Annotated in this window: 24 protein-coding genes and 3 pseudogenes; 10 read left to right on the top strand and 17 right to left on the bottom strand. The window is 41.9% G+C overall.

The genetic code is table 11. From position 1 onward, the window contains the following. Positions 1-16: 16 nt before the first annotated feature. Positions 17-676 (bottom strand): Uma2 family endonuclease, encoded by a 660-nt coding sequence (locus tag VL20_RS25225; protein WP_052278186.1) that lies wholly within the window; start codon positions 674-676, stop codon positions 17-19. A 35-nt stretch (positions 677-711) separates the two neighbouring features. Next, positions 712-1,116: pseudogene (locus VL20_RS25220) on the bottom strand (Uma2 family endonuclease); the annotation flags it as partial. Between VL20_RS25220 and VL20_RS30585 the strand changes: the two are divergent. Together VL20_RS30585 and hisH are read left to right on the top strand one after the other, a co-directional pair. After that, positions 1,104-1,307 carry a transposase gene (locus VL20_RS30585; RefSeq protein WP_072927416.1) on the top strand — a complete coding sequence of 68 codons (204 nt, stop codon included), beginning with the start codon at positions 1,104-1,106 and terminating at the stop codon, positions 1,305-1,307. The pseudogene VL20_RS25220 and the gene VL20_RS30585 overlap by 13 nt on opposite strands. Before the next feature lie 108 nt (positions 1,308-1,415). Further along, the gene (hisH, locus tag VL20_RS25215; RefSeq protein WP_052278185.1) at positions 1,416-2,054 is read left to right on the top strand and encodes an imidazole glycerol phosphate synthase subunit HisH; all 639 of its coding nucleotides are present in this window, start codon (positions 1,416-1,418) and stop codon (positions 2,052-2,054) included. Here the strand turns inward: hisH and VL20_RS25210 are convergent. Both VL20_RS25210 and VL20_RS25205 read right to left on the bottom strand, forming a co-directional pair. Further along, positions 2,043-2,795: an ABC transporter ATP-binding protein gene (locus VL20_RS25210; RefSeq protein WP_052278184.1), complete on the bottom strand. Its 753-nt coding sequence runs from the start codon at positions 2,793-2,795 to the stop codon at positions 2,043-2,045. The two genes, hisH and VL20_RS25210, sit on opposite strands and share 12 nt — an antisense overlap. Before the next feature lie 111 nt (positions 2,796-2,906). Beyond that, the gene (locus VL20_RS25205) at positions 2,907-4,022 is read right to left on the bottom strand and encodes a branched-chain amino acid ABC transporter permease (RefSeq protein ID WP_052278183.1); all 1,116 of its coding nucleotides are present in this window, start codon (positions 4,020-4,022) and stop codon (positions 2,907-2,909) included. A gap of 376 nt (positions 4,023-4,398) precedes the next feature. On the opposite strand from VL20_RS25205, the gene VL20_RS25200 reads away from it, so the two are divergent. After that, positions 4,399-5,055, top strand: a complete 657-nt coding sequence (locus VL20_RS25200) for a response regulator transcription factor (RefSeq protein ID WP_002742402.1) — start codon at positions 4,399-4,401, stop codon at positions 5,053-5,055. A 14-nt stretch (positions 5,056-5,069) separates the two neighbouring features. Here VL20_RS25200 and VL20_RS25195 read toward each other — a convergent pair whose 3' ends face one another. The 4 genes from VL20_RS25195 to VL20_RS25180 all read right to left on the bottom strand — a co-directional run bounded on the left by VL20_RS25195 (position 5,070) and on the right by VL20_RS25180 (position 8,787). Next, positions 5,070-5,588 carry a low molecular weight protein-tyrosine-phosphatase gene (locus VL20_RS25195; RefSeq protein WP_052278577.1) on the bottom strand — a complete coding sequence of 173 codons (519 nt, stop codon included), beginning with the start codon at positions 5,586-5,588 and terminating at the stop codon, positions 5,070-5,072. Between the two features lie 2 nt (positions 5,589-5,590). Next, positions 5,591-5,884, bottom strand: a complete 294-nt coding sequence (locus VL20_RS25190; protein ID WP_002733401.1) for a hypothetical protein — start codon at positions 5,882-5,884, stop codon at positions 5,591-5,593. Between the two features lie 130 nt (positions 5,885-6,014). Beyond that, positions 6,015-6,653: a hypothetical protein gene (locus VL20_RS25185; protein ID WP_052278182.1), complete on the bottom strand. Its 639-nt coding sequence runs from the start codon at positions 6,651-6,653 to the stop codon at positions 6,015-6,017. A 541-nt stretch (positions 6,654-7,194) separates the two neighbouring features. Further along, positions 7,195-8,787: a hypothetical protein gene (locus tag VL20_RS25180; RefSeq protein WP_052278181.1), complete on the bottom strand. Its 1,593-nt coding sequence runs from the start codon at positions 8,785-8,787 to the stop codon at positions 7,195-7,197. A 384-nt stretch (positions 8,788-9,171) separates the two neighbouring features. On the opposite strand from VL20_RS25180, the gene VL20_RS25170 reads away from it, so the two are divergent. The 3 genes and pseudogenes from VL20_RS25170 to VL20_RS25160 form a co-directional block, all read left to right on the top strand. Next, entirely contained in the window at positions 9,172-9,468 is a 297-nt protein-coding gene (locus VL20_RS25170; protein ID WP_002784536.1) for a BrnT family toxin, read from the top strand. Next, a complete protein-coding gene (locus tag VL20_RS25165) occupies positions 9,458-9,742 on the top strand; it encodes a hypothetical protein (RefSeq protein ID WP_043997352.1) in 285 nt (94 codons plus the stop codon). Before VL20_RS25170 ends, VL20_RS25165 begins: the two co-directional genes overlap by 11 nt. Positions 9,743-9,892: 150 nt before the next feature. Continuing rightward, positions 9,893-12,532, top strand: a pseudogene (locus VL20_RS25160) (NACHT domain-containing protein); the annotation flags it as partial. Here VL20_RS25160 and VL20_RS33955 read toward each other — a convergent pair. Beyond that, positions 12,491-12,586: pseudogene (locus tag VL20_RS33955) on the bottom strand (hypothetical protein); the annotation flags it as partial. The pseudogenes VL20_RS25160 and VL20_RS33955 sit on opposite strands and share 42 nt — an antisense overlap. On the opposite strand from VL20_RS33955, the gene VL20_RS33950 reads away from it, so the two are divergent. Then, positions 12,569-12,733, top strand: a complete 165-nt coding sequence (locus VL20_RS33950; RefSeq protein ID WP_369800482.1) for a pentapeptide repeat-containing protein — start codon at positions 12,569-12,571, stop codon at positions 12,731-12,733. The pseudogene VL20_RS33955 and the gene VL20_RS33950 overlap by 18 nt on opposite strands. 172 nt (positions 12,734-12,905) lie before the next feature. Here the strand turns inward: VL20_RS33950 and uvrC are convergent, their stop codons facing one another. The 6 genes from uvrC to rfbC form a co-directional block, all read right to left on the bottom strand. After that, positions 12,906-14,783 carry an excinuclease ABC subunit UvrC gene (gene uvrC, locus VL20_RS25155; protein ID WP_052278178.1) on the bottom strand — a complete coding sequence of 626 codons (1,878 nt, stop codon included), beginning with the start codon at positions 14,781-14,783 and terminating at the stop codon, positions 12,906-12,908. Positions 14,784-14,865: 82 nt separating this feature from the next. Next, a complete protein-coding gene (locus VL20_RS25150; protein ID WP_002734814.1) occupies positions 14,866-15,126 on the bottom strand; it encodes a hypothetical protein in 261 nt (86 codons plus the stop codon). 79 nt (positions 15,127-15,205) lie between these two features. Next, positions 15,206-16,291, bottom strand: coding sequence for a 3-isopropylmalate dehydrogenase (gene leuB, locus VL20_RS25145; protein WP_052278177.1), 1,086 nt, complete (start codon positions 16,289-16,291; stop codon positions 15,206-15,208). Between the two features lie 171 nt (positions 16,292-16,462). Then, entirely contained in the window at positions 16,463-17,536 is a 1,074-nt protein-coding gene (locus tag VL20_RS25140; protein ID WP_052278176.1) for a glucose-1-phosphate thymidylyltransferase, read from the bottom strand. A gap of 4 nt (positions 17,537-17,540) precedes the next feature. Beyond that, positions 17,541-18,416, bottom strand: coding sequence for a dTDP-4-dehydrorhamnose reductase (gene rfbD, locus VL20_RS25135; RefSeq protein WP_052278175.1), 876 nt, complete (start codon positions 18,414-18,416; stop codon positions 17,541-17,543). Between the two features lie 5 nt (positions 18,417-18,421). Further along, entirely contained in the window at positions 18,422-18,967 is a 546-nt protein-coding gene (rfbC, locus tag VL20_RS25130) for a dTDP-4-dehydrorhamnose 3,5-epimerase (protein WP_052278174.1), read from the bottom strand. A 133-nt stretch (positions 18,968-19,100) separates the two neighbouring features. Here rfbC and bioB point away from each other — a divergent pair, with 133 nt between their 5' ends. Genes bioB through lspA form a run of 3 tightly spaced genes read left to right on the top strand, consistent with a single transcriptional unit; the run spans position 19,101 to position 21,296 of the window. After that, a complete protein-coding gene (bioB, locus tag VL20_RS25125; protein WP_052278173.1) occupies positions 19,101-20,195 on the top strand; it encodes a biotin synthase BioB in 1,095 nt (364 codons plus the stop codon). Next, positions 20,167-20,817 (top strand): biotin transporter BioY, encoded by a 651-nt coding sequence (locus VL20_RS25120; RefSeq protein WP_052278172.1) that lies wholly within the window; start codon positions 20,167-20,169, stop codon positions 20,815-20,817. Before bioB ends, VL20_RS25120 begins: the two co-directional genes overlap by 29 nt. Positions 20,818-20,828: 11 nt before the next feature. Further along, positions 20,829-21,296 carry a signal peptidase II gene (gene lspA, locus VL20_RS25115; RefSeq protein WP_052278576.1) on the top strand — a complete coding sequence of 156 codons (468 nt, stop codon included), beginning with the start codon at positions 20,829-20,831 and terminating at the stop codon, positions 21,294-21,296. Positions 21,297-21,497: 201 nt separating this feature from the next. Here lspA and VL20_RS25110 read toward each other — a convergent pair whose 3' ends face one another. Both VL20_RS25110 and VL20_RS25105 read right to left on the bottom strand, forming a co-directional pair. Then, the gene (locus VL20_RS25110) at positions 21,498-21,944 is read right to left on the bottom strand and encodes an HNH endonuclease (protein ID WP_052278171.1); all 447 of its coding nucleotides are present in this window, start codon (positions 21,942-21,944) and stop codon (positions 21,498-21,500) included. Beyond that, the gene (locus tag VL20_RS25105) at positions 21,941-22,183 is read right to left on the bottom strand and encodes a hypothetical protein (protein WP_052278170.1); all 243 of its coding nucleotides are present in this window, start codon (positions 22,181-22,183) and stop codon (positions 21,941-21,943) included. Before VL20_RS25105 ends, VL20_RS25110 begins: the two co-directional genes overlap by 4 nt. Positions 22,184-22,220: the final 37 nt, after the last annotated feature.

Raw genomic sequence — 22,220 nt, 5'->3', positions numbered from 1 at the left:
GATTACTCTAACTAGATTAATTTTTTATCCTTGCCATTCCCAATTGCAAAACCTCTAAAACCTTGACTAAGTCACCGGCTAGTAAAGCATCTCTATCTAACCCTAATCCAGGGAATATCTGAGAACAAATTATCCCTTCTGAGTTCGGTTCAAGTTTAATATATTCTTCATTGGTTAATCTAAACCAATCAAATTCTCCATCGTCAACTCGCCAGACTAGATATTCTTGCACTTGGTTACGGCGATAAACCTTAAGTTTTTGATGTAAGTCAAGGGAGACGGTACTCGCTGCAATTTCGACGATTAACTCTGGCGCACCTTCGACATAACCATCCTCACTAATTGTTGATTGTCCACCATTTTTAATTCTTAATAGTGCATCGGGTTGAGGTTCATTGTCCGCATCAAGACGAACCGTACAATTATCCCCTAATTGCAGATTGGGAGTAAAGGCTTTATACACACTTAGCCAACCTATAATATCAGCAGGGGGTTCACCATGGTTCTTAATTCTGAGGGGAGAAGCCATAATATAAACAATTCCTTCAATGAGTTCTGCTTTTTTCAGATTTGGCATGGCATTATATCTACGCTCAAATTCACGACGAGTGAGCTTGTCCCCATTTTCTAGGCGTGGAATGGTTAATTGAGGAGAAATTGTTGTAGTTGCTATCATCTTGGTATTTCCTGTCGTCAAAAAATGGGTAATTCTCAAGTAAATCCAGGTAAAACGCTCTCCCCAGATAAGGTGGTTGGTAATGAGACGATTTCTACTTCCTGATTTTGGCGATAGATGGCTACCTGTTGACTAATGGTATCAATTAACCAACCGAGTCTTAAGCCACTGACGAGATATTCCTGCATTTTTGCTTGGAGTTGACTTAAAGAATCAGTGCGTGCTCTTAATTCTATCACAAAATCAGGACAAATTCTCGCAAATTTTTCTTGTTCTTCTCGGGGTAAAGCTTCCCAGCGTTCATTAGCAATCCAAGCAACATCAGGGGAACGTTTACCACCCTTGGGTAAGGTAAATATAGTGGAAGAACTAAAGACTTTACCGAGTTTTGTTTGACGATTCCAAATAACTAAATCGGCGTTCAAATCTGATTCTCGATGAGTTCAAACTATCCAAGCGGGAATGCCTGGAGGTATTTCTTTATGCCATCAAGAAGGCTTTAGACAAACACCAGTTTAAGCTTTATGCTCTCTGTATCATGTCTAATCATGTCCATTATCTGATCGCACCTGCCCAACCAGAAGATTTACCCAAAATTATGCACTTTCTCAACTGGTACAAGGCGATGTGATCCCCCCGCCTTCGGCTTCCCCCGTCGTGCGTTTCATTTTTGAGTCAAGACCTAATTTAGCGGCGTGATTGCTCTAAAATAGGGTTATCGCTTGTTCAGTATATAGCAATGACCTTAATCGCTGTCATCGATTATGACATGGGAAATCTGCACTCTGCCTGTAAAGGACTGGAAACCGTGGGTGCAGTGCCGAAAATTACCGATTCTCCCCTCGATCTGGAAAAAGCTGACGCTATTGTCTTACCCGGAGTCGGTTCTTTTGATCCTGCTGTCCGGCAAATTCGCAGCCGTCATCTCGAAAAACCGATCAAAGCGGCGATCGCTAATGGTAAACCCTTCCTCGGTATCTGTCTCGGTTTACAAATTCTCTTTGACTCATCAGAGGAAGGTCAAGAGGCGGGTTTAGGGATTATTCCGGGGACAGTGCGCCGTTTTCGCTCAGAACCGGGCATTACCATTCCCCACATGGGTTGGAATCAATTAGACTTCACCCAGCCGGATCATGCTCTTTGGCAGGGATTACCCCCGCATCCTCACGTCTATTTTGTCCATTCCTATTATGTCGATCCCCTTGATAGTCATCTAACTGCCGCCACCGTCACCCACGGCAGTCAAACGGTGACGGCAGCGATCGCTCGTGATCGTTTGGTAGCGGTGCAGTTTCACCCGGAAAAATCCTCGACTAATGGCTTAAAAATTCTGGCTAACTTTGTTCAGCAGGTGCAAAAATTAGCTTTAGTCTCCTAAATAAGCCTTTAAAACCCGCTCGTTTTTTTGGATTTCGCTGGGAATGCCATCGGCTAAATTTGTCCCTTCTGCTAATACCCAAATGTGGTGACAAAGGGACATAATCACATCCATATTATGCTCGATAATTAAAAAGGTAATTCCCTGACGATTCCACTCGATAATATGGTCGCTGATTTGACCGATTAAAGTGGGATTAACTCCGGCGGCTGGTTCATCTAATAAAATTAATTTTGGCTCGGTCATTAGCGCTCGGCCAATCTCTAATAATTTACGCTGTCCTCCCGATAAAGCTCCCGCATAATCATGCGCTTTTTCCCCTAGACCGATCGAATCTAATATGTCCAAAGCTTTGGCACGATTTTCCTGTTCCTGTTGGCGAATTTTTGCCCCCTGAAACCAGACGTTGAGAAAATTTTCTCCCGTTTGTCCCGGACTAGCTAAGAGCATATTTTCTAACACCGTTAATCGGGATAATACCCTGGCGACTTGAAAAGTTCTCACACATCCTTTCAGGGCAATTTGATAGGGAGGCAGCTGATGAATCGGCTGACCATCAAGAAAAACTTCCCCTTTATCTGGGCGAATAAAATTAGATAAAAGGTTAAAAAGTGTGGTTTTGCCGGCTCCATTTGGTCCGATTAACCCGGTGATGCTGCCCTGCGGCACCTCCAAATAAGCATTATTGACGGCGCGAATGCCCCCAAAACTTTTCGATAATCCTTTGGCAGAAAGTAACATATATGAATTATGAATTATGAAGTGTTTTCAGTTAACAGTAAACAGTGAACAGTAATCGATGAACTGAAAACTGAAAACTGAAAACTGATAACTGATAACTGATAACTGAAATTATTTTCCCAAAGTTAACTCCTCTTTTTTGCCGAGGATACCCTGGGGTCGCCAGATCATTAAAACCATGAGCAGCAGACCGATAATCATAATCCGTAAAGCCCCTAATTGGCTATCATTAAAAATAGCTAATTGGGGTAGAATAAAGCGAGTCAGGGAATCGTAAGCCCAGAAAATTATTGATCCTAGTAAGGTGCCGGCATTGCTACCAGAGCCACCGAGAATGATAATAATCCAAGCGTTAAAAGTCAATAACGGTTCAAAATTAGTCGGGTAAATGGTGGTTAATTGCCAGGCTAAAAAAGCCCCGGCCAAACCAGCGATCGCACCGCCTAACATCAAAGATTGTAACTTATACCAAAAGACATTTTTTCCCAAGGCCCGGGGAATTTCTTCATCTTCCCGAATCGCTTTGAGGATGCGTCCCCAAGGCGATCGCAAAAGTAATTCTAAACCAGAATAAACGAGAGCGAGGAGGACTAAAACTACCACCATCAACCCGGCTTTGTCATTATAGTCATTCAAGGCAATTACACCGTTTATATACAGAAAAAGCAGTATTATCGCCCCTAACGACCCCCAAAAGATTAAAGCTCTCTTTTGCGTCGGTTGATAGCTTTTGCCGCTAATTTGCCCAGCTTCGCGCCATTGTCGTTGCAGATTGCGCCCCAATTGCCAGAGAGCAAAGATAGCAAGCAGGGTAAACAGGGCAATAATTAATAATTTGACGGCAAAACTGGGATTTATATTCAAAGGTAGGGGATAACGTTGTAGTCCGAAACTGCCTTTCGTTAACCAATCCTCGTTAAGCACCAGTAAACGAATTAACTCAGATACCCCGATGGTGACAATTGCTAGATAATCGGCTCTTAATCTCAGGGTGGAAAAACCGATAGCCAATCCCAACAATGCCCCTAGGATCGCCCCGACAATAGCGGCAAAAATCATCGGTACACCCTGTAAAGTTAATAAAACCGTTGCATAAGCCCCTAAAGTGGCAAAAGCAACGTGACCAAAGTTAATTAAGCCAGTAAATCCCCATTGTAGATTTAAACCGAGGGCAAAAATCGCGTAAATACCCGCCCAAATTGTCAGGGAAACCAAATAATCTGTCATGTTATGGCAATTATCTTAATAGTGAGGTACAAAGTTGTCGGTTTCGGGAGTCAGGAGCCAGAAGTCAGGAGTCAGGAATCAGGAGACGATGCCCAATCCAGTTATACTTCATACTTATGAGAAACGCTATAACTAAAAAATGATCTTCAAAGTAAAAAGTAAAAAAGGGGTTGGGAGTGGGGAGTACCGGAGTTGGGGAGAAAAAAGCTGAAAACTCACATCTGATTACTGATCACTGATTACTGATCACTGAAAAGGCCGTTGTAACTGCTAGTATAATATCAGTTACAACGGCCTCTGTAGCTTGATGGACAATTGTGACGAGCGGAGGGTGCTAGGCTATTAATAACGAAAAAACCTTGTCCTGTTGATTTCTATGCCTCTTTTGATTCTAATTGCCGATGATGACCCCGGTATCCGCCTAGCGGTTAAAGATTATTTAGAATTAGCAGGTTATAGTGTGGTAGCGGCGAGTAATGGTTTGGAAGCTTTGAATTTATTGGATACCTATCATCCCCATCTTTTGGTATCGGATATCAAAATGCCGCGTTTAGACGGTTATTCTTTGGTGACTAAGGTGCGGCAACAGCCAGAATTTAGGTTATTGCCGGTAATTTTTTTAACCGAAAGAGGGTCAACAGAGGAAAGAATCCGCGGTTATCAAGTGGGTTGTGATATCTATCTTCCTAAACCTTTTGAGATGGAGGAATTAAAAGCAGTTATTCGCAATCTTTTAGAGCGATCGCAAATGGTGCAAAGTGAACGTCAATATCAGAAATTAAAACCAGAAGAAAGCCCCAAAACTAGGGATGTTTTAACTTCTTCTTTACAGGACGATTTTAAGTTAACTAATCGCGAGCGGGAAGTGTTAGAACATTTAGCCCGGGGACTTTCTAACAGTGAAATTGGGCAAAAACTGCATCTTAGTTCTCGCACGATCGAGAAATATGTTAGTAGTTTACTCAGAAAAACAACTACTAATAATCGCGCCGAATTGGTGCGTTTTTCCCTCGAACACAGATTAATCGATTAGCTGGAAGAAAAAACTTAAATTTTGTTTTTTACGTCCTCCAAAAGACTGCCACAGGAGTCTAAAAGTAGCTCGATTACGCGGTCAAAACCTTCCCGACCACCGTAGTAGGGATCGGGAACTTCTTTTTCTGGGTGATAACGGGCATAGTCACACATTAACTTGACCTTTTCTTGATATTTTCCTGTTCGATCTAGGGATAAAATATCTTGATAATTGGCTTTATCCATGGCTAAGATTAGATCAAAATTCTCGAAATCCTCGCGAGTAAATTGTCTGGCTGTCCCTTGCAGAGGAATACCGCGTTTTTTAGCCGCCGTATTCATGCGAGAATCGGGAGGAGAACCGATATGATAACCCGCAGTCCCCGCAGAATCACAGAGGATTTTATTGCCTAATCCTTCTTGTTCAATCAGATAAGTCATGATATTCTCGGCAGCGGGAGAACGACAGATATTTCCTAAACAGACGAAGAGTAGTTTATAGGGCATAAATTGACCGGTAGAATCATCACTAAATTGCCAATTATAGGGCATTTTTAACATCCCGATAAAGATTTATCCTCAAAAAACTCCTCGCTGTCCATTAACCTAATTTTGGCTAATCCCAAGCTTTCTAAATAATCTTGCCACCCTTGGGGGGTATCTTCAATCGCTAATAATCCTAATACTCTAGCTACGTCTGCTACCCAGGGTAGGGTATGAATTCTATAACCCTGCCAGTTTACTTCTAAAGATAACCAAGCGGGAATCTCTTGGGGGTTAAATTGTTGGGAGGCAAGATAATCAGCTTGAAAGCAGTAAATCCGAGGTGGTTTTTGACTCTCTAACAAGGTTAAACACTCCTTCTAATCTGGACATTAATCTCTTTCCCCATATTTTAGGGGAACCTCAGCATAATTTCTGTTAAATATGAACTTCTCTTGTCAAGAAATAGTTAAGTTTGCTCAAGACAATTTACTCTTAATTCTCCCCTAAGCGAGGACGAATAATTAAATAAATTGCCGGACCGATTAGAGGCAAAAGGGAAATTACCGGCAACAGGAAAGGATTTTTTAATCCCCGTCGGGTTAGATCATCTTGCAGCAAAATTGGACATAATAGGGTTAAAAGACAGAAATCTAAACTCATAACATGAATAAAACGGCTAGTTTGCCACTGATACCAAAAATCAGACCAATTGCCGTTAATTAATCCGTAAGCGATTAAAATTGCCGCAGTAATTAGGGCAATTACTCCCAACCAAGGTGAGTCTAAAAGTTTAATGACCAGATTTTTTTTGCCAGTAAAATTGCTGTTGGGTTGACGGAGGGTTAGATAGGGTAAAATAGCGAAAGCTCCCACAGCAAAAGAGGCAAAAGCAAAGGGCCAAGCGATGATTTTTTGGTCACGACCATCGATAATTAAAAGGCTAGTGTAGATAAGTGGCCAAACTCCCATCAGGTTAAAAAGAGCAATAATTAACGGGTTGATATCTTGCCATTTCCCAGTGGAAAGATTGATAATTAAATTTATTGTATCTGGTTGATCGGGGGGTGCTAGTAAAAAAGCGTATAATCCGAAGCCTAACCAAAGCAAACCGAGAATAATTTTTGTTAACATGGGAGTGGATAATTAGGTTAATTGAGTAATGGGAGTTCAGCAGATATTTTAGTACAAAAGTGATCAAAAGGTCAAGCAAGATTACCTAATCAATGATCACTAAGTAGGTAGGCGTTAAAAATTATCAGATGCCCCCTTATCAAGGAGGATCCCCCCGCCTATCGGCACCCCCCTTATCAAGGGTAGATCCCCCGCCTATCGGCACCCCCTTATCAAGGGTAGATCCCCCCGCCTATCGGCACCCCCCTTATCAAGGGTAGATCCCCCGCCTATCGGCACCCCCTTATCAAGGGTAGATCCCCCGCCTATCGGCACCCCCTTATCAAGGGTAGATCCCCCGCCTATCGGCACCCCCCTTATCAAGGGTAGATCCCCCCGCCTATCGGCACCCCCCTTATCAAGGGTAGATCCCCCCGCCTATCGGCACCCCCCTTATCAAGGGTAGATCCCCCCGCCTATCGGCACCCCCCTTATCAAGGGGGGCAGGGGGGATCGAACCTAAAATCTATTTTTAATTTAATTATAACCAGCTACTTAATTTTTAGGGAAGACGACGAGGATTTATGGTTTCTCCTGGGGTAATTTCTGCACTTTTAGAGTGGAGTAAGCGAGTTTGTTCTAGGATAGTTTCTAAGTCTTCATCCGAGAATTCTTGTACATAGTTTAATTTCACTTCTTCTAGGAAGATAATTAATAACATCTCGATTCTTTCTAAACTGTGACGGGATTGTAATTCCCCGGCGAGAGATTGCCCGAAACGTTGGACTAATTGCTGTAATAAACGCTCAAAAACTTCGTCTTCTTGGGTAATCTTGTCAGCTATATTAACAAAAGATTGATACAATTGACTAGATAGACGATTGCTCAAGTCAGTTTTTAATCCTTTCATGCCGGGTAATCGCAATAAGCTTTGATAAGAAGGAGTTTGACTGAAAATTTTCTCGATATTGTATTTAATTAAAGCTTCTGCTTCTGGTTTAACTTGCGGTAAAACCTTGTCAACGGTGCTATTAACTACTAACCGAAAAATTTCGATAACTTCATTAGTATCATTGAGATTGCTATATCCGCCATTGAGGGATCGTTCGAGAAATTTCTCCACTTGTCCCTGTCGAATATATTCCTGAATTTTATTAATGATTCTCAGGAATATTATTTCAGTAATATCTTTAGAAATTAGCGCAACTAAGCCTTTAACTGCCTGCTCTTTAATCACCCTTAAGTTAATAATTTTCACTTGATCTAGGCGAATAACGGTAGGAATAAATCGCAACCATCTCCAGATAGGAATAAACAGAAAAATATCGTACCATCGCCATAACATAGCCTCGCGCCAACGCAGACCTTTATGAGTGCGAGCAATCCACCAAGTTCTTAGCATAAATTCCCAGAAAAAGATGGTACCAAATAAAAAATCGATCGCTTCAAAGTTATCTATCGGTCTCCCATCTTCTCCCAGGGGACGAAAATAATTAGTTTCTATTAAAGGTTGAATTTCTTGATTGAAAAATTTCAACTCTTTTTCCCAGCCATTTTGACTGAGATAATCCCAACTCCAAAACTTCTGAAAGGCTGCTTTTGCGGAAACATTTTCTGTTTTAAAAACCCGCAAGCGCATTTTATTTTTAATCTTCTCTAAAGTCCCAGTTTTCTCGGCCGAGGCAAAGGGATTATTATCGATCATATCGACACTTTTTTGGCGTAAATTGGCTAAAATTTTCTCAATCTCTTGGCGATATTCTTGCAGATTAAACTCTGGGTTAAAGACCTTTTGATTAATTATTTCATTAAGTTTATCAACCGTAGCTAAATATTCGCTGGTACTGCGATAGGGTTTAATCCCTTTCACCACATCATACTTAGCGATTCCTTTAACAAAGGGAATTTCTAGGGGTTTGTCGGGAGGTATTTGTAATTCTTGAAAGGAAATCGGCCCGAGTTGTATTGGTTCATTAAATCTTAATAAAGTTATTTGCAAGCGTCCCTGTAACCAAAAATCTCGCAGGGGAATATAGGTTAAATCGAAAATAACCAGAATATAATTGCATAACACCAATAGGGCCATGCAAGTCTCAAAGAGATTGCGTAGGGAAAAACGACGGTTTCTGATCACGGGGTTTTTAGTCAAAGTCATTAGCCTAGAAAGCACACTTTGACTATGGTAAACCGAAAACGCCTAATTTTTTGCCTGAAAGCGATATAAGTAGTTAAAAAAGGAGCGGTTAAACTTAGTTCTGCCTCAGCAATTAATAGATGTAGTCTTCTATTCTGTAATAGCATCCTAGCAGATTCAGTTAAGCAGTTAGCTACAACTTCTTTGGCAAGAACATTTTTATTATAAGTCGGTAAGTTGCAGATTAGCATAAAATCACCCTGAATTGATTTTTATCTGTCAATAAGCCTAGAGCCTCGTAGGGTGTTTTTCCTTGCGTCAACCCAACCTATAATAATTGCTGCTCTCGTAGGGTGTGTTAATAAAGTATTGACAATGTAAATACATTCTGCCTATACTACAAGTATGGATGTCTATTTTGTCCTCAGTGGCATTACTTTTGTTTGGAATGACGAGAAATCTAGGATTAACCCGATCAACCATGACGGTATTACGTTTCAGCAAGCAGCAGAAGTCTTCTTCGATCCACTGCTGGTTGTTGTTGATGCAAGTCGCAATGATGAGGCACGAGATGCGATCATTGGGTTAGATAGACGGTGGAATCTCCTGTACGTCGTCTATATTGAGCGTGAAAACGACATCATTCGGATCATTTCGGCTCGCAAAGCCACACGCAAGGAACGTGAGTATTATGAAAGTTGAGGCATTAAAAAAACGACTGGAGAGAAATCGCCCTATGACTACAATCACGATTCGTATTCCCGAAGATGTGATTGAAGATTTAAAGCGGGTTGCACCGTTGCTTGGTTTCTCAGGTTATCAACCTTTGATGCGTGCTTACATTGGACAAGGGCTGCGTGCGGATTTGGAGCGTCTAGAGGGAGATACAATTTCTGCTCTCGTTGCTAGTTTGAAGCGTCATGGTGTGAGTGATGAAGTGCTGCAAGAAGCGTTGAGTGAAATTACTCCGCGTTAGTCTAGGTTTTCGGCCTCCTAGGTTGAGTTGAGCGAAACAATACGGGGTCGAAAATGGCTCAATTCGATTGAAAAAGCGCAACCCAACCACCTCAACGGTTGTTATTACTTATATAATAGACTACATAAGCTTTATTGATCGCTTTTTTCTATGTCCGAATCAGCTGCTGGAATTTCTGTTTCCAAACCCCAAAATATCTGGAAACGACAAGTTAAAGTCAATCTGAGAAGTCTCTTTAGTACCCTGGGAAAAGCCGCTCTTAACGGGGCATTTTTGCAGTGGGATGATCTGGCCGAAAATGGAGTAGAAGTTTTAGATGATCTTGGTTTAAGTCGGACTCCGGGGGAATTAGCGGGTTTATTAATAAGTCAATCGCTAATGAAAGCGATGAAAGGATTACTTAAAAGTAATGCTGATTTACTGCCCCAAGAAGTTGAAAAGCTGTCTTTAAAAGAACTTTACCGTCAGATTACCGACTCTTTACAAGAGCAGGAATTAATTCTCGATCGAGATTTTTTTGAGCATCCCGAAAGATTACCTATAGTCGCACCAATCCAAGCAGCTTTTTTACGGTGGTTAACAACAAATAATTTAATCACTAATTCCCAGGAAGCACAGAGCCTAAGTAACCGTTTACAAGCTTATTTTGTCTTAGCATTGCAGGAACAATGGAAAGATAAACGAGATGAATACAGTCTGCTTTTAGATGAAATCGACACTCCTTTTAACAATGCTTGGAAACGAGAAAGAGGCTGGTTACATTATCGAGCTTGGTTGCAAAAACAGATCGATGAACCTATTTTTTGGGAAACCTTTAGTTTAAAGCAAATTTATGTACCTCTACGGGGATTTTATGAAGAAGAAGAAATCAAAGCCACCCCAGACACAGATTACCATCGAGAGCCATCATTTAAACGCATTGTTATCAAACTCCAAGAGCAGTTAGAAACATGGTTAGAAGCGGCAAAATCCGATGATGCTATCCGTTTATTGACCGGTGGGCCAGGTAGTGGAAAATCGTCCTTTTGTAAAGTATTTGCTGCCCAACAAGCTCGCTTAGAAAAACAAGTTTTATATATTCCCTTGCATCGCTTGAGTTTCTCCACCGATTTAGTAACAGCAGTTAAAACTTTTGTTCAACATGACGGTTTTTTACCAGAAAATCCTCTAGAACCGAGCGATCAAGATTTACGATTACTAATTATCTTTGATGGCTTAGATGAGCTATCTATGCAGGGAAAAATCGCCCAAGAAGTCGCCCAAAATTTTATTAATGAAGTACGAGATCAGGTCAAAAGTTTTAATCAAAATAAAACCCGTTTACAAGTGTTGATTAGCGGGCGTGATGTGGTGGTACAATCCAATAAAAATAATTTTAAAAAACCTCAGCAAATTATCACCATCCTACCCTATTGGGTTGATAAAAGCGATGATTTTAGCGATGTCGATAACTTATTAAAAGTCGATCAACGTCATCAATGGTGGCAACAGTATGGGCAAGCTAAAGGGAAAAACTATGCACAATTACCGCCAGAATTATCGGGGAAAAATTTACAAGAAATTACCGCTCAACCGCTATTAAATTATCTTATTGCTCTCACTTTTGAACGAGGCGAGGTTCAATTTTCCCAAGAAACTAACCTCAATAATATTTATGACAATTTGCTCAAGGCAGTCTATGAGCGAGGTTATGAAAAAAATAGTCCAGGCCACCGGGCTATAGAAGGGATTACAGAAAAAGATTTTGTGCTAATTTTAATGGAAATTGCCCTTTCCTGTTGGCATGGTAACGGTAGAACCACCACCGTTATAGAGATTAAAGAACATTGTGAAAATAATGGCTTAAAAAATCTCCTAAAAAATTTCCAAGATAGTTTTCAAAGCGATTCCCAAGGGAGTATTACCCGTCTTTTAACAGCCTTTTATTTTCGAGAAAGTGGCGATTTACGAGGCAGCGAAAAAACCTTTGAATTTACCCATAAAAGTTTTGGTGAATATTTAACTGCCCGCAGAATTGTTGACCGAGTTAAGCAAATTCATAAGAAATTACAAGACAGTGAAAATGATTATGACAATGACTACGATCCCAGACAAGCTTTAATTACCTGGGCGACTTTATGCGGACCGACGGCAATAGATGAATATCTTTTTCGTTTTATTGTCAATCAAATGCAATTACAGTCCCCAGATGAAGTGAAACAGTGGCAGAAAACTCTGGGTGATTTAATTAAATATCTTTTGGTCAAAGGAATGCCGATGGAGGGTTTAAAAAACCGCCCCAATTTTCAGGAGGAAATGCGACTGGCACGCAATGCCGAGGAAGCTTTATTAGCGGTATTTAATGCCTGTGGGCGAGTCACCAAAGAAATTTCTCCCATTCAATGGCCTTCTCCTGAAGCTTTCGGCAATTGGTTGGCCCGTCTTCAGGGACAAATAATAGATTATAAGCCTATGTTGGTGTTAGATTGCCTCAGTTTTCTTGATTTACAAAACTGTCTGTTGGTATTTCGAGATCTTTACAGGGCAAATCTTGAAAGGGCAAATCTTGCAGGGGCAATTCTTAGAGGGGCAATTCTTGCAGATGCAAATCTTGAAGGGGCAAATCTTGCAGGGGCAGATATTGGATACGCAATTCTTGCAGATGCAAATCTTGAAGGGGCAAATCTTGAAAGGGCAAATCTTGAAAGGGCAAATCTTGAAAGGGCAAATCTTGAAGGGGCAAATCTTGAAAGGGCAATTCTTGAATGGGCAAATCTTGAAGAGGCATTTCTTGAAAGGGCAAATCTTAGAGGGGCAAATCTTGAAAGGGCAAATCTTGAAAGGGCAATTCTTTACAGGGCAAATCTTAAAGAGGCAAATCTTGAAAGGGCAAATCTTGAAAGGGCAATTCTTGAAAGGGCAAATCTTAGAGAGGCAAATCTTGAGGGGGCAAATCTTGAAGATGCTAACGTCAAAAGGACGATTCTCGATACGGAAGTTAAAACCGAGTGACTCTTCTAGGTTCTGTGTGATAAGTTTAACTTACAATATGATCGATCAGTCTTTGTGTCCTTTGTGTCTTTGTGGTTCGTTCCACCCCCTCGCTAGGAAGAATATATCTTAGAATACATTTTACCCACCAAACCCAAGAGAGCCGCCTTAGATATTCTTCAACAGCTTATCCCTACCTAGGATGAAAATAATTATAAATTTCCTTAGCTAATTGTTCCCCAATTCCTGTCACCTGTTGCAATTGTTCTAGGGAAGCTTCGCGAATATAATCCAGAGAATGAAAATGAGCTAATAAATCTTTTTGTCGCTTAAAACCTAAACCCGGTATCTCATCCAGACGGGAACGGCGACTTTTTTGCATCCTTTGTTGTCGGTGAAAGCTAACAGCAAAGCGGTGCGCTTCATCCCTGACTCGACGCAATAATTGCACTCCGGGTTGTTCCTTATCCGTCTCTAAAGGAGAGGATTCCCCGGGTAAAAAAATCTCCTCTCTCTGTTTAGCTAAACTAACAACTTTTACCTGTTCTAATAAATTCATCTCCCCTAAAACTGTCACCACTGTCGATAATTGTCCTTTTCCCCCATCAATCATGACCAAATCGGGAAAATCATCACTTTCGGCAATATTATCGGGATTTTCGGCATAAAGACGGAAACGCCGGCGAATTACTTCTGCTAAACTGGCAAAATCATCGGAATGGCCGATTTTAACTTCGGGATTTTTGATTTTATAGTGACGATAATGTTGATTAGCGGCCACCCCATCGATAAACACCACTCCCGACGCGACTGCATTAGAACCCTGAATATGAGAAATATCATAACCCTCGATGCGGTGGGGTAGCGCCGGTAAATCGAGAATTACCGCTAAATCCTGCAAAGACTGTAAATCTCGGTCGGCGCTTCTTTTCGTCTTTTCTAACTCATAAAGAGCGTTTTTCTCCACCATAGCTAATAAATCCGCTTTACTTTGCCGTTGGGGGACAGTTAACTCGACTTTGCGACCTTTTTTTTCCCTTAACCACCCCGCTAACACCTCACCTTCCGGTAATTCGCAGGGTAACAGGATTTCGCTGGGAATTTCCACCCCTTCCACCGATAAATAATGTTCTTCCAGGACTTTTTGCAGGATTTCTCCCTCGTTTGCTGACTGACTATCGGCAAAAAATCCCAAACGTGCCACCAAACGACCAGAACGCACTTGGAATAATTGTATGCAACAATGCTGCTCGTCCTTAGCTAAAGCGATCGCGTCCCGGGATACGGTATCATCAGGTAAAGAGACTTTTTGATCGGTATTAAGGGCCTGTAATCCGCGAATTTGATCCCTAATCGTGGCCGCTTGTTCAAAATCTAGGTTTTCCGACGCTGCGAGCATCTTTGCTGCTAATTTCTCTAATAATTCCCCCGTCCTTCCCTGAAAAATCATCGCCACTTTCTGCAAGGTTTCTCGATAATCTTGGGGACTGATTAATTTTTGACAAACCCCCGGACAACGACCGATATCATAATTTAAACAGGGACGGTCTTTAAAAAGAGGTTGGGGACGTTGACGCAGGGGAAAAGTGCGTTTAATTAGGTGTAAAGTGTGGCGCAGCAGCCTAGTATCGACGTAGGGACCATAATAACGGTCTTTTTGGTTATTTATGCTACGTTTGCGGGTGATAAAAATGCGCGGATAGGTTTCCGACCAAGTAATACAAATGTATGGATATTTTTTATCGTCCTTGAGGAGAGTATTAAAATGGGGCTGATGTTGTTTAATTAGATTAGCTTCCAGGGCCAAGGATTCTGCTTCCGTGTCGGTGACGATAAATTCAATTTCTGTCACCTGTCGTACCATCAAAGCAATGCGGGGACTGAGGGGTTGACTGGGACGAAAATAGGAACGGACTCTAGACCGGAGTTTTTTGGATTTACCGATGTAGAGAATTTCGCCATTTTGGTCGCGCAGGAAGTACACCCCCGGTTCGAGGGGAATTTCCCGAAGACGATTTTCTAGGCGATCGAGGTCTTGGATTAGGGTAGAGTTAAGATTATTCCCGAACATCTTTTTATATTAGACAAAAAAATTACGCCAGTGGGTATTAGCTGACGTTTGGCAAGATATTTAGGGCAAATCTTCACAAAAATTAATAGGCTTCCGATTCGATTTGCTTAATCGGGACGAAACACTCTCCGGGGAGAAGAATCGGTTTATTGTTAAAAATCAATTGACCGCGATGATTGTCGCGGTTAATAGCGACACCGAAAGGACGTTTACTAACTCTGCTATTGAGGGTACAGTAGATGCGATAAATGCGTCTGGCTGCCCGTAAGACAGTAGGATCTAACAAAATTGGGATTTCCATATCGACACGCTGTTGTTCTGTTTTCTCGGATAGGGCCACCATATCACTCGTCTCCCCACGATTAAATTGACGTATTTATTAAATCAATGGTATATGACGATTTCTGAATTTGTCACTTTTGTTATGATTCTAAAACTTTCAGGATGGCCTGGCCCATAGCTTGGCATCCCACCAATGTCATACCTTCTGAGAAAATATCTCCAGTACGATAACCGAACTCTAAAACTTTTTCGACGGCTTTTTCCAGCGCGGCTGCCGCTAAAGGCTGATTTAGCCCATATCTTAACATCATAGCAGCACTGAGAATCTGGGCGATCGGATTGGCCTTATCTTGGCCGGCGATATCTGGGGCCGAACCGTGGACGGGTTCAAAAACTCCCACCCCAGCAGTCCCTAAACTAGCGGAGGGTAACATTCCGATACTACCCGTTAACATGGCCGCTTCATCGGAGAGAATATCACCGAATAAATTGCCCGTGACGATAGTATCAAATTGTTTGGGGGCCCGGACTAACTGCATGGCTGCGTTATCGACGTAGAGATGGGAAAGTTCCACATCGGGATAATTAGCGGCCATTTTCGTCACCCGGTCGCGCCAGAGTTGGGAAACATCAAGAACATTAGCTTTATCGACGGAACAGAGTTTATTACCGCGTTTTTGGGCAATTTCAAAGGCCACCTTAGCGATGCGGTCCACCTCCGATTCTAAGTAAACCATGGTATTTACACCGCATTTTTCTCCCGTTTCCGTCTCAAAAATCCCCTTCGGTTGACCGAAGTAAACACCCCCGGTCAATTCCCGGACGACCATGATATCCACTCCCTCGATAATCTCCCGTTTGAGACTAGAAGCGTCAATTAATTGCGGAAAAATGGTGGCAGGACGCAAATTAGCAAAAAGACCTAAACCGGATCTTAAGCCTAATAATCCCGTTTCTGGCCTTTGCTGCCGAGGCAAATTATCCCATTTATAACCCCCAATAGCGGCCAGGAGAACAGCAGCACTATTTTTACAGGTACTAAGGGTTGTTTCGGGGAGAGGACTGCCGGTTTCATCAATGGCTGCCCCTCCAATTAAAGCGGTTTGGAAGTCAAACTGGAGGTCAAATTTTTTACCGATGACTTTCAGTATCTCTACGGTGACAGCGAGGATTTCCGGCCCGATGCCATCGCCGGGTAGTAGGGTAATGCGATACTGTTGCGTCATAGTTCTAGAACGGTAAAATAGGTCAGACTCTTGATTGTAACATAGTTAGGTGGGCTTTTTTCTCCTAAAAATGTCAATCTTTGCCAGAAAAGCTGGGAAACCGCCGGCGAATTAGCTAAGGAAATTCTCGATCCTCCGGTATTAATTAAACAAGCAGTTAATCCCCGATAACTAAACTAATTCTATATGGGAATCATCCCCAATCATAAAGCGTAAAGCTTTCGGACGTTGGGGAGCAATTTCTAATTTTGCCCGTCGTCCGATAACACTATCAACTATGCGCTGATGAATGCCAATAATCGTGGCATCTTTGAGAATAACACTGTGTTCTATGTCGGCATCAATTAATTTTGTGCCATTAGCTATACTGCTATAGGGACCGATAAAACAATTCTCAATCTGACAATTTTCTCCGATAATGACAGGGCCGCGAATGGTACTATTAATAATTTTACTACCCTGGCCAATTTGTACCCGTCCGATCACCTGACTATTAGGATCAATTTCTCCTAGTAAAGCGATTTCTAGAGAGGTATCAAGGATAATCCGATTTGCTTCTAATAAATCATCTTTTTTACCCGTATCTAACCACCAACCCAGTAGTTTATTCGCTTCTACTGCTTTATTTTGATTGATTAATTCTTGGATAGCGTCGGTAATTTCTAACTCACCCCGGGCCGAAGGTTGAATAGATGCGATCGCTTGATGAATGGTGGGAGCAAAAAAATAAATCCCCACCAAAGCTAAATTTGAGGGGGGTTCTTTCGGTTTTTCGACTAAGTATAAAACTTTGCCAGTTTCATCTACTTTTGCCACCCCAAAAGCACTAGGATTAGACACTTTTCGCAGGAGAATTAAAGCATCAAGGGACTGTTTTTGGAAAGAGTCTAAAAAGGGCGATAAATCATCCTCGATTAGGTTATCACCCAAGTACATAATAAAGGGGGAATCTCCTAGGAAAGATTGGGCAGTTTTAACCGCGTGAGCTAATCCTGCTGGTTGATCTTGGCGAATATAAGTTATCTTAGCGCCAAACTGTTCACCACTGCCCGTGGTCTGACGAATTTCTTCCCCGGTTTCGGGACTGATAATAATGCCAATATCGGTAATTCCTGCGGCGACAATTGATTCGATTCCATACCATAAAATCGGTTTATTGGCCACGGGAACTAACTGTTTTGCCCCAGTATAAGTTAGGGGACGTAACCTCGTACCTTTACCACCAGATAAAATTAGTGCTTTCATAGTTTTAAAGATTAAATAGTTGGTTGAGCATCGCTTTGAGAGAATCTCGCCAATAGGGAGGAATATAACCCAATTGTTGCGAGATTTTTTGACCAGAAAGAACCGAATAGGCCGGACGCACTGCTGGGGTAGGATATTCAGCAGTAGTAATGGGAATTACTCTCTGAATTTTTAAGGGAATACCGCTTATTTTTGCCTCCTCAAAAATAGCTTTAGTTAAATCAAACCAACTGGCAACACCGCTATTAGTAAAATTATAGATTCCTGCGGGATTATCGACATTAATTAGAAGGTGAGTAATGGCCGTGGCTATATCTTTGGACCAAGTGGGACTTCCCACCTGATCAACAACTACTTTTAACTCCTCTCTTTCCTTACCTAATCTCAGCATAGTTTTGACAAAATTACTTTTGCCATAACTGCCGTAAACCCAAGCAGTACGCAGGATAATTGCCTGAGAATTAACAGTTTTAATCTCCTCTTCTCCCCTTAACTTGGATTGTCCATAAACCCCTAAAGGATTAGTTAGATCGGTTTCTAGATAGGGGGTATTTTTCCGACCATCAAAGACATAATCTGTGGAAATATGAAGAAATTTAGCTTGAATTTTCTCGGCAGATTCCGCCATGATTTTTGGGGCTATAGCATTGATAGAATAGGCTAAATCTGGCTCGGTTTCGGCTTTATCCACTGCCGTATAAGCGGCGGCATTAACCAGATAATCGGGGTGAATTTCCCTAATTAACTGGCTGATTTTTTCCGAGTTAGTTAAATCTAGTTCTTCTCGACCGATACTAATAACTTCACCTAACTGCGGTAAAGTTACCTGTAACTCTTGTCCCACTTGACCTTTAGCACCAATTAGTAAAACTTTTTTCATTGTCTTTAGGGGAAAACTTCCACGGATTTAAAGGGTTGTCCAGCTTGGTCTTTAGGGGAGAGAATCGGGGGGGTATCTAAGGGCCAATCAATCCCTAAATCGGCATCATTCCATAAAATGGTTTTTTCGTATTGGGGATAATAATAATTAGTGGTTTTGTAGAGAAATTCGGCTCGTTCAGAGAGAACTAGAAAGCCATGGGCAAAACCTTCGGGAACCCAGAAAATACGTTTATTTTCCGCACTTAAAACACAGCTTACCCATTGCCCAAAAGTGGGGGAACTTTGACGCGCATCCACTGCCACATCAAAAACACTACCGCTCACTACTCGCACCAGTTTACCCTGGGGATTGCGGATTTGATAGTGCAATCCTCGCAGGACATTTTTTAAGGACATAGAGTGATTATCCTGGACAAAAGTGGTATTGACTCCAGTTTTTTCTCGAAAATCTCTCTGATTAAAACTCTCCAAGAAAAAACCTCGATCGTCGCCGTAAACTTGCGGTTCAATGATTAAAACATCAGGAATTTCCGTGGGAATAACTTTCATAAAATCGGAGACAAGATAACTTTTGCGGGTAGTCTAGCACAAAAGGGCATTTTTTTCTAAAGTTTTTTATTAATCTTTCCCTGGTAACTGAACAATGATAAGATGAGCCTAACTTAGTCAGAGCATAAACGACGTGGTACAAGTCTCTACACACACCGCTACTCAATCTATCCCCGTGGAGGGAGAAGCCTTAAAAAACTGGTTACAGACTAGGGCTAATCAGATTATCGCCGGCGATCGACTCAGTAAGCAAGAGGCCCTAGCTTTAACTGCGATCGAAGGTCAGGAAAATATTTTCAGCTTATGTGAAGCTGCCGATCGCATTCGTCAGGCCTGTTGTGGCAATACGGTGGATTTATGTAGCATTATCAACATAAAATCGGGAAGTTGTTCGGAAAATTGCAGTTTTTGTTCCCAATCCGCCCACCATCCCGGTCAAGATTCGCCTATCTACGGTTTAAAAAGTCGCGAGGAAATCGTCAGCCATGCGAAAGCGGCAGCCGACGCGGGGGCCAAACGTTTCTGTTTAGTTAGTCAAGGTCGGGGATTAAAGTACAATAGCCCTAAATCGCAGGAATTCGAGGAAATACTGGCCACAGTTCAAGAAATCATCGAAACAGCCAAGATTAAACCCTGCTGCGCCCTGGGAGAGTTAACCCTCCCCCAAGCCCAGGCCTTAAAAGAAGCCGGAGTTACCCGTTATAATCACAATCTGGAAGCTTCCGAGAATTTTTATCCTAACGTGGTCTCCACCCACAGTTGGCAGGATCGGGTAGAAACGGTAAAAAACCTGAAAGCGGCAGGAATTCAAGCTTGTACGGGCGGAATTATCGGTATGGGGGAAAGTTGGACCGATCGCATTGATTTAGCTTTTTCTCTGGCGGAATTAGAAGTGGAATCAGTGCCGATTAACCTATTAAACCCCAGAAGTGGCACCCCTTTAGGTCATTTACCCAAACTCGACCCTTTTACTGCCCTAAAAGCGATCGCTATTTTCCGGTTTATCTTACCCCAACAAATCCTCCGTTATGCCGGGGGACGGGAGGCAGTGATGGGAGAATTGCAAAATCAGGGGCTAAAATCGGGAATTAATGCTATGCTGATTGGGCATTATTTGACCACTCTAGGACAACCCCCCCAACAGGATCAGGCGATGTTGGCTGATCTTAGTTTAATAGGAGGAGAAGCCCCCATCCCCGGTGAATACCAACCCCAACAGGCAACCTAAATCACGTCGAGGACGAGGCTCTCCGCCCCGGCGCACTTCCGCATCGGTTCCCAATGAGTTAATCTGGGCCTTGATTGGTTTGTTGCTGACAATCTTTAGTACATTTGTTCCAGTAAGCCTAGCTAGTTGGTCGGCTGCGGGTCTATCTTCGCAAAAACTAGGCATAACTTACCAAATTGGGGCAGTATTGTTAACGGGCTGTCTGGGGGGCAAAAATGCCGGGCTTCTTGCCCAGGTGGCCTATATTTTTCTCGGTTTAACTTGGTTGCCTGTGTTTGCTCAGGGTGGGGGAATAGGTTATCTGAAAGAACCCAGTTTTGGCTATATTTTAGGCTTTATGCCGGGAGCATGGCTGTGTGGTTGGTTGGCTTTTCGCTGGCGCGCCAAGATAGAAACCCTGGCTTTAAGTGCCTTTGCCGGTTTGTTAGTGATTCATCTGTGCGGTTTATTATATATGCTGGGATTGTCGATTTTTCAGCCCCAAGCCGGTCAAATCACCTTTCCCGATAGTTTGCCCACCCTATTTATGAATTATTCAGTCTGGCCATTTTTAGGGCAGTTAGTAGTAATTTGTGTGGTGGTAATTATTGCTTTTTTCTTCCGTAAATTATTATTTTATTGATGCCACAGCCAATGTTAAAAAAGAATCGCTGGTTTTGGATAGTGGCGGTGATTGGTCTAATTTTAGACCAAGTAACTAAGTATATAACCGTGCAGAGTTTTGAGCAAATCGGTGATACTTTCCCGATTATTCCGGGTGTTTTTCATTTCACCTATGTGATTAATACTGGCGCGGCTTTTAGTGCTTTTCGGGGCGGTGTTGGTTGGCTAAAATGGCTATCCTTATTGGTTAGTTTGGGATTAATGGCTTTTGCTTACTTTGGACCCCATTTAAGTCGTTGGGAACAATTAGCCTACGGTTTTATTTTAGCAGGGGCTTTCGGCAATGGTATCGATCGCTTTTTGTTTGGTTATGTGGTGGATTTTCTCGATTTTAGATTGATTAATTTTCCTGTTTTTAATCTGGCCGACGTTTTTATTAATATCGGGATTATTTGCCTATTAATTTCTAACTTTCCCCACAAGTCAAGGGCCCCGTAGGGGCGAAGCATTCGGGCGATAACCTATCGCTGAAACCGTAGATTTCCTATCCGAATGCTTCGCCCTTACTTTTTCTGTTCAAAAAAATTGGGGATTTAGTATTATATTCCTGGAGTCCTGACCATTTAAATATTTTGGAAATCTAGATAATTCCTGTTGAGTACCAATCATTTTGACCTCTGGAAAAAAACTTCTAAGCTATTATTCCTGTTTTTTATCGGCGCTGGGTGGATGCCAACCTCCCCGGATCCATAATCGACGAACTTTAACGATAAAACCTTCATTATGATTATCATCATTTAAGTCCAAACGTTCAATAGTTGCCCTAGCGATGGGAGTGATTCCCACTATTTTTAAAGCATCTGGTGTCCAGATAAAATGTTCTTGCCAATGCTGTTGGCGCGGATTGAATATTTCTACTTCTTGTTCTGTTTTCGGATCAATTGCCTTGATAAAATTGTAGCGATATCTGTTACATCTTTGGCAAGCTAAAGCTAAGTTTGCCAATTCATCTTTGCCTCCTAAAGATTTGGGCTGAATGTGATCTACTTCAAATAGTGCGGCACTAATTTCTTCTGAAGAATGACAGTATTCACACAGATAGTTGGCTCTTGCTCGGACTTGTAATCGAGTGGTGATACTAATCATTTAGATTCAGCAACTATTCTCGCATTTAAGAGCGTGAAAATCTCGTTTAACTCTAAAATACCGGCTAATTCTGCGGTTTCTTGAGAATTAAGTTGGGAATTTTTTTCTAGTTCCCGTAGTTCCTCTAATCGACACTGCAATTCCTCAGTGAATTTAAAGAGATAATTTTCCCTTACTGGCGATAGCTTAATTCCTTTTTCAATCCAAGAAGAGGGCTTGACCATCAGTTTAGTTAACATCACTTTCTCCCTAACTTTAATCCCTAACCTAATCCTA

The sequence above is a fragment of the Microcystis panniformis FACHB-1757 genome (assembly GCF_001264245.1).
GTDB lineage: Bacteria > Cyanobacteriota > Cyanobacteriia > Cyanobacteriales > Microcystaceae > Microcystis > Microcystis panniformis.
The sequence above is the reverse complement of the archived record's forward strand: the minus strand, read 5'-3'. Positions and strand labels throughout refer to the sequence as shown.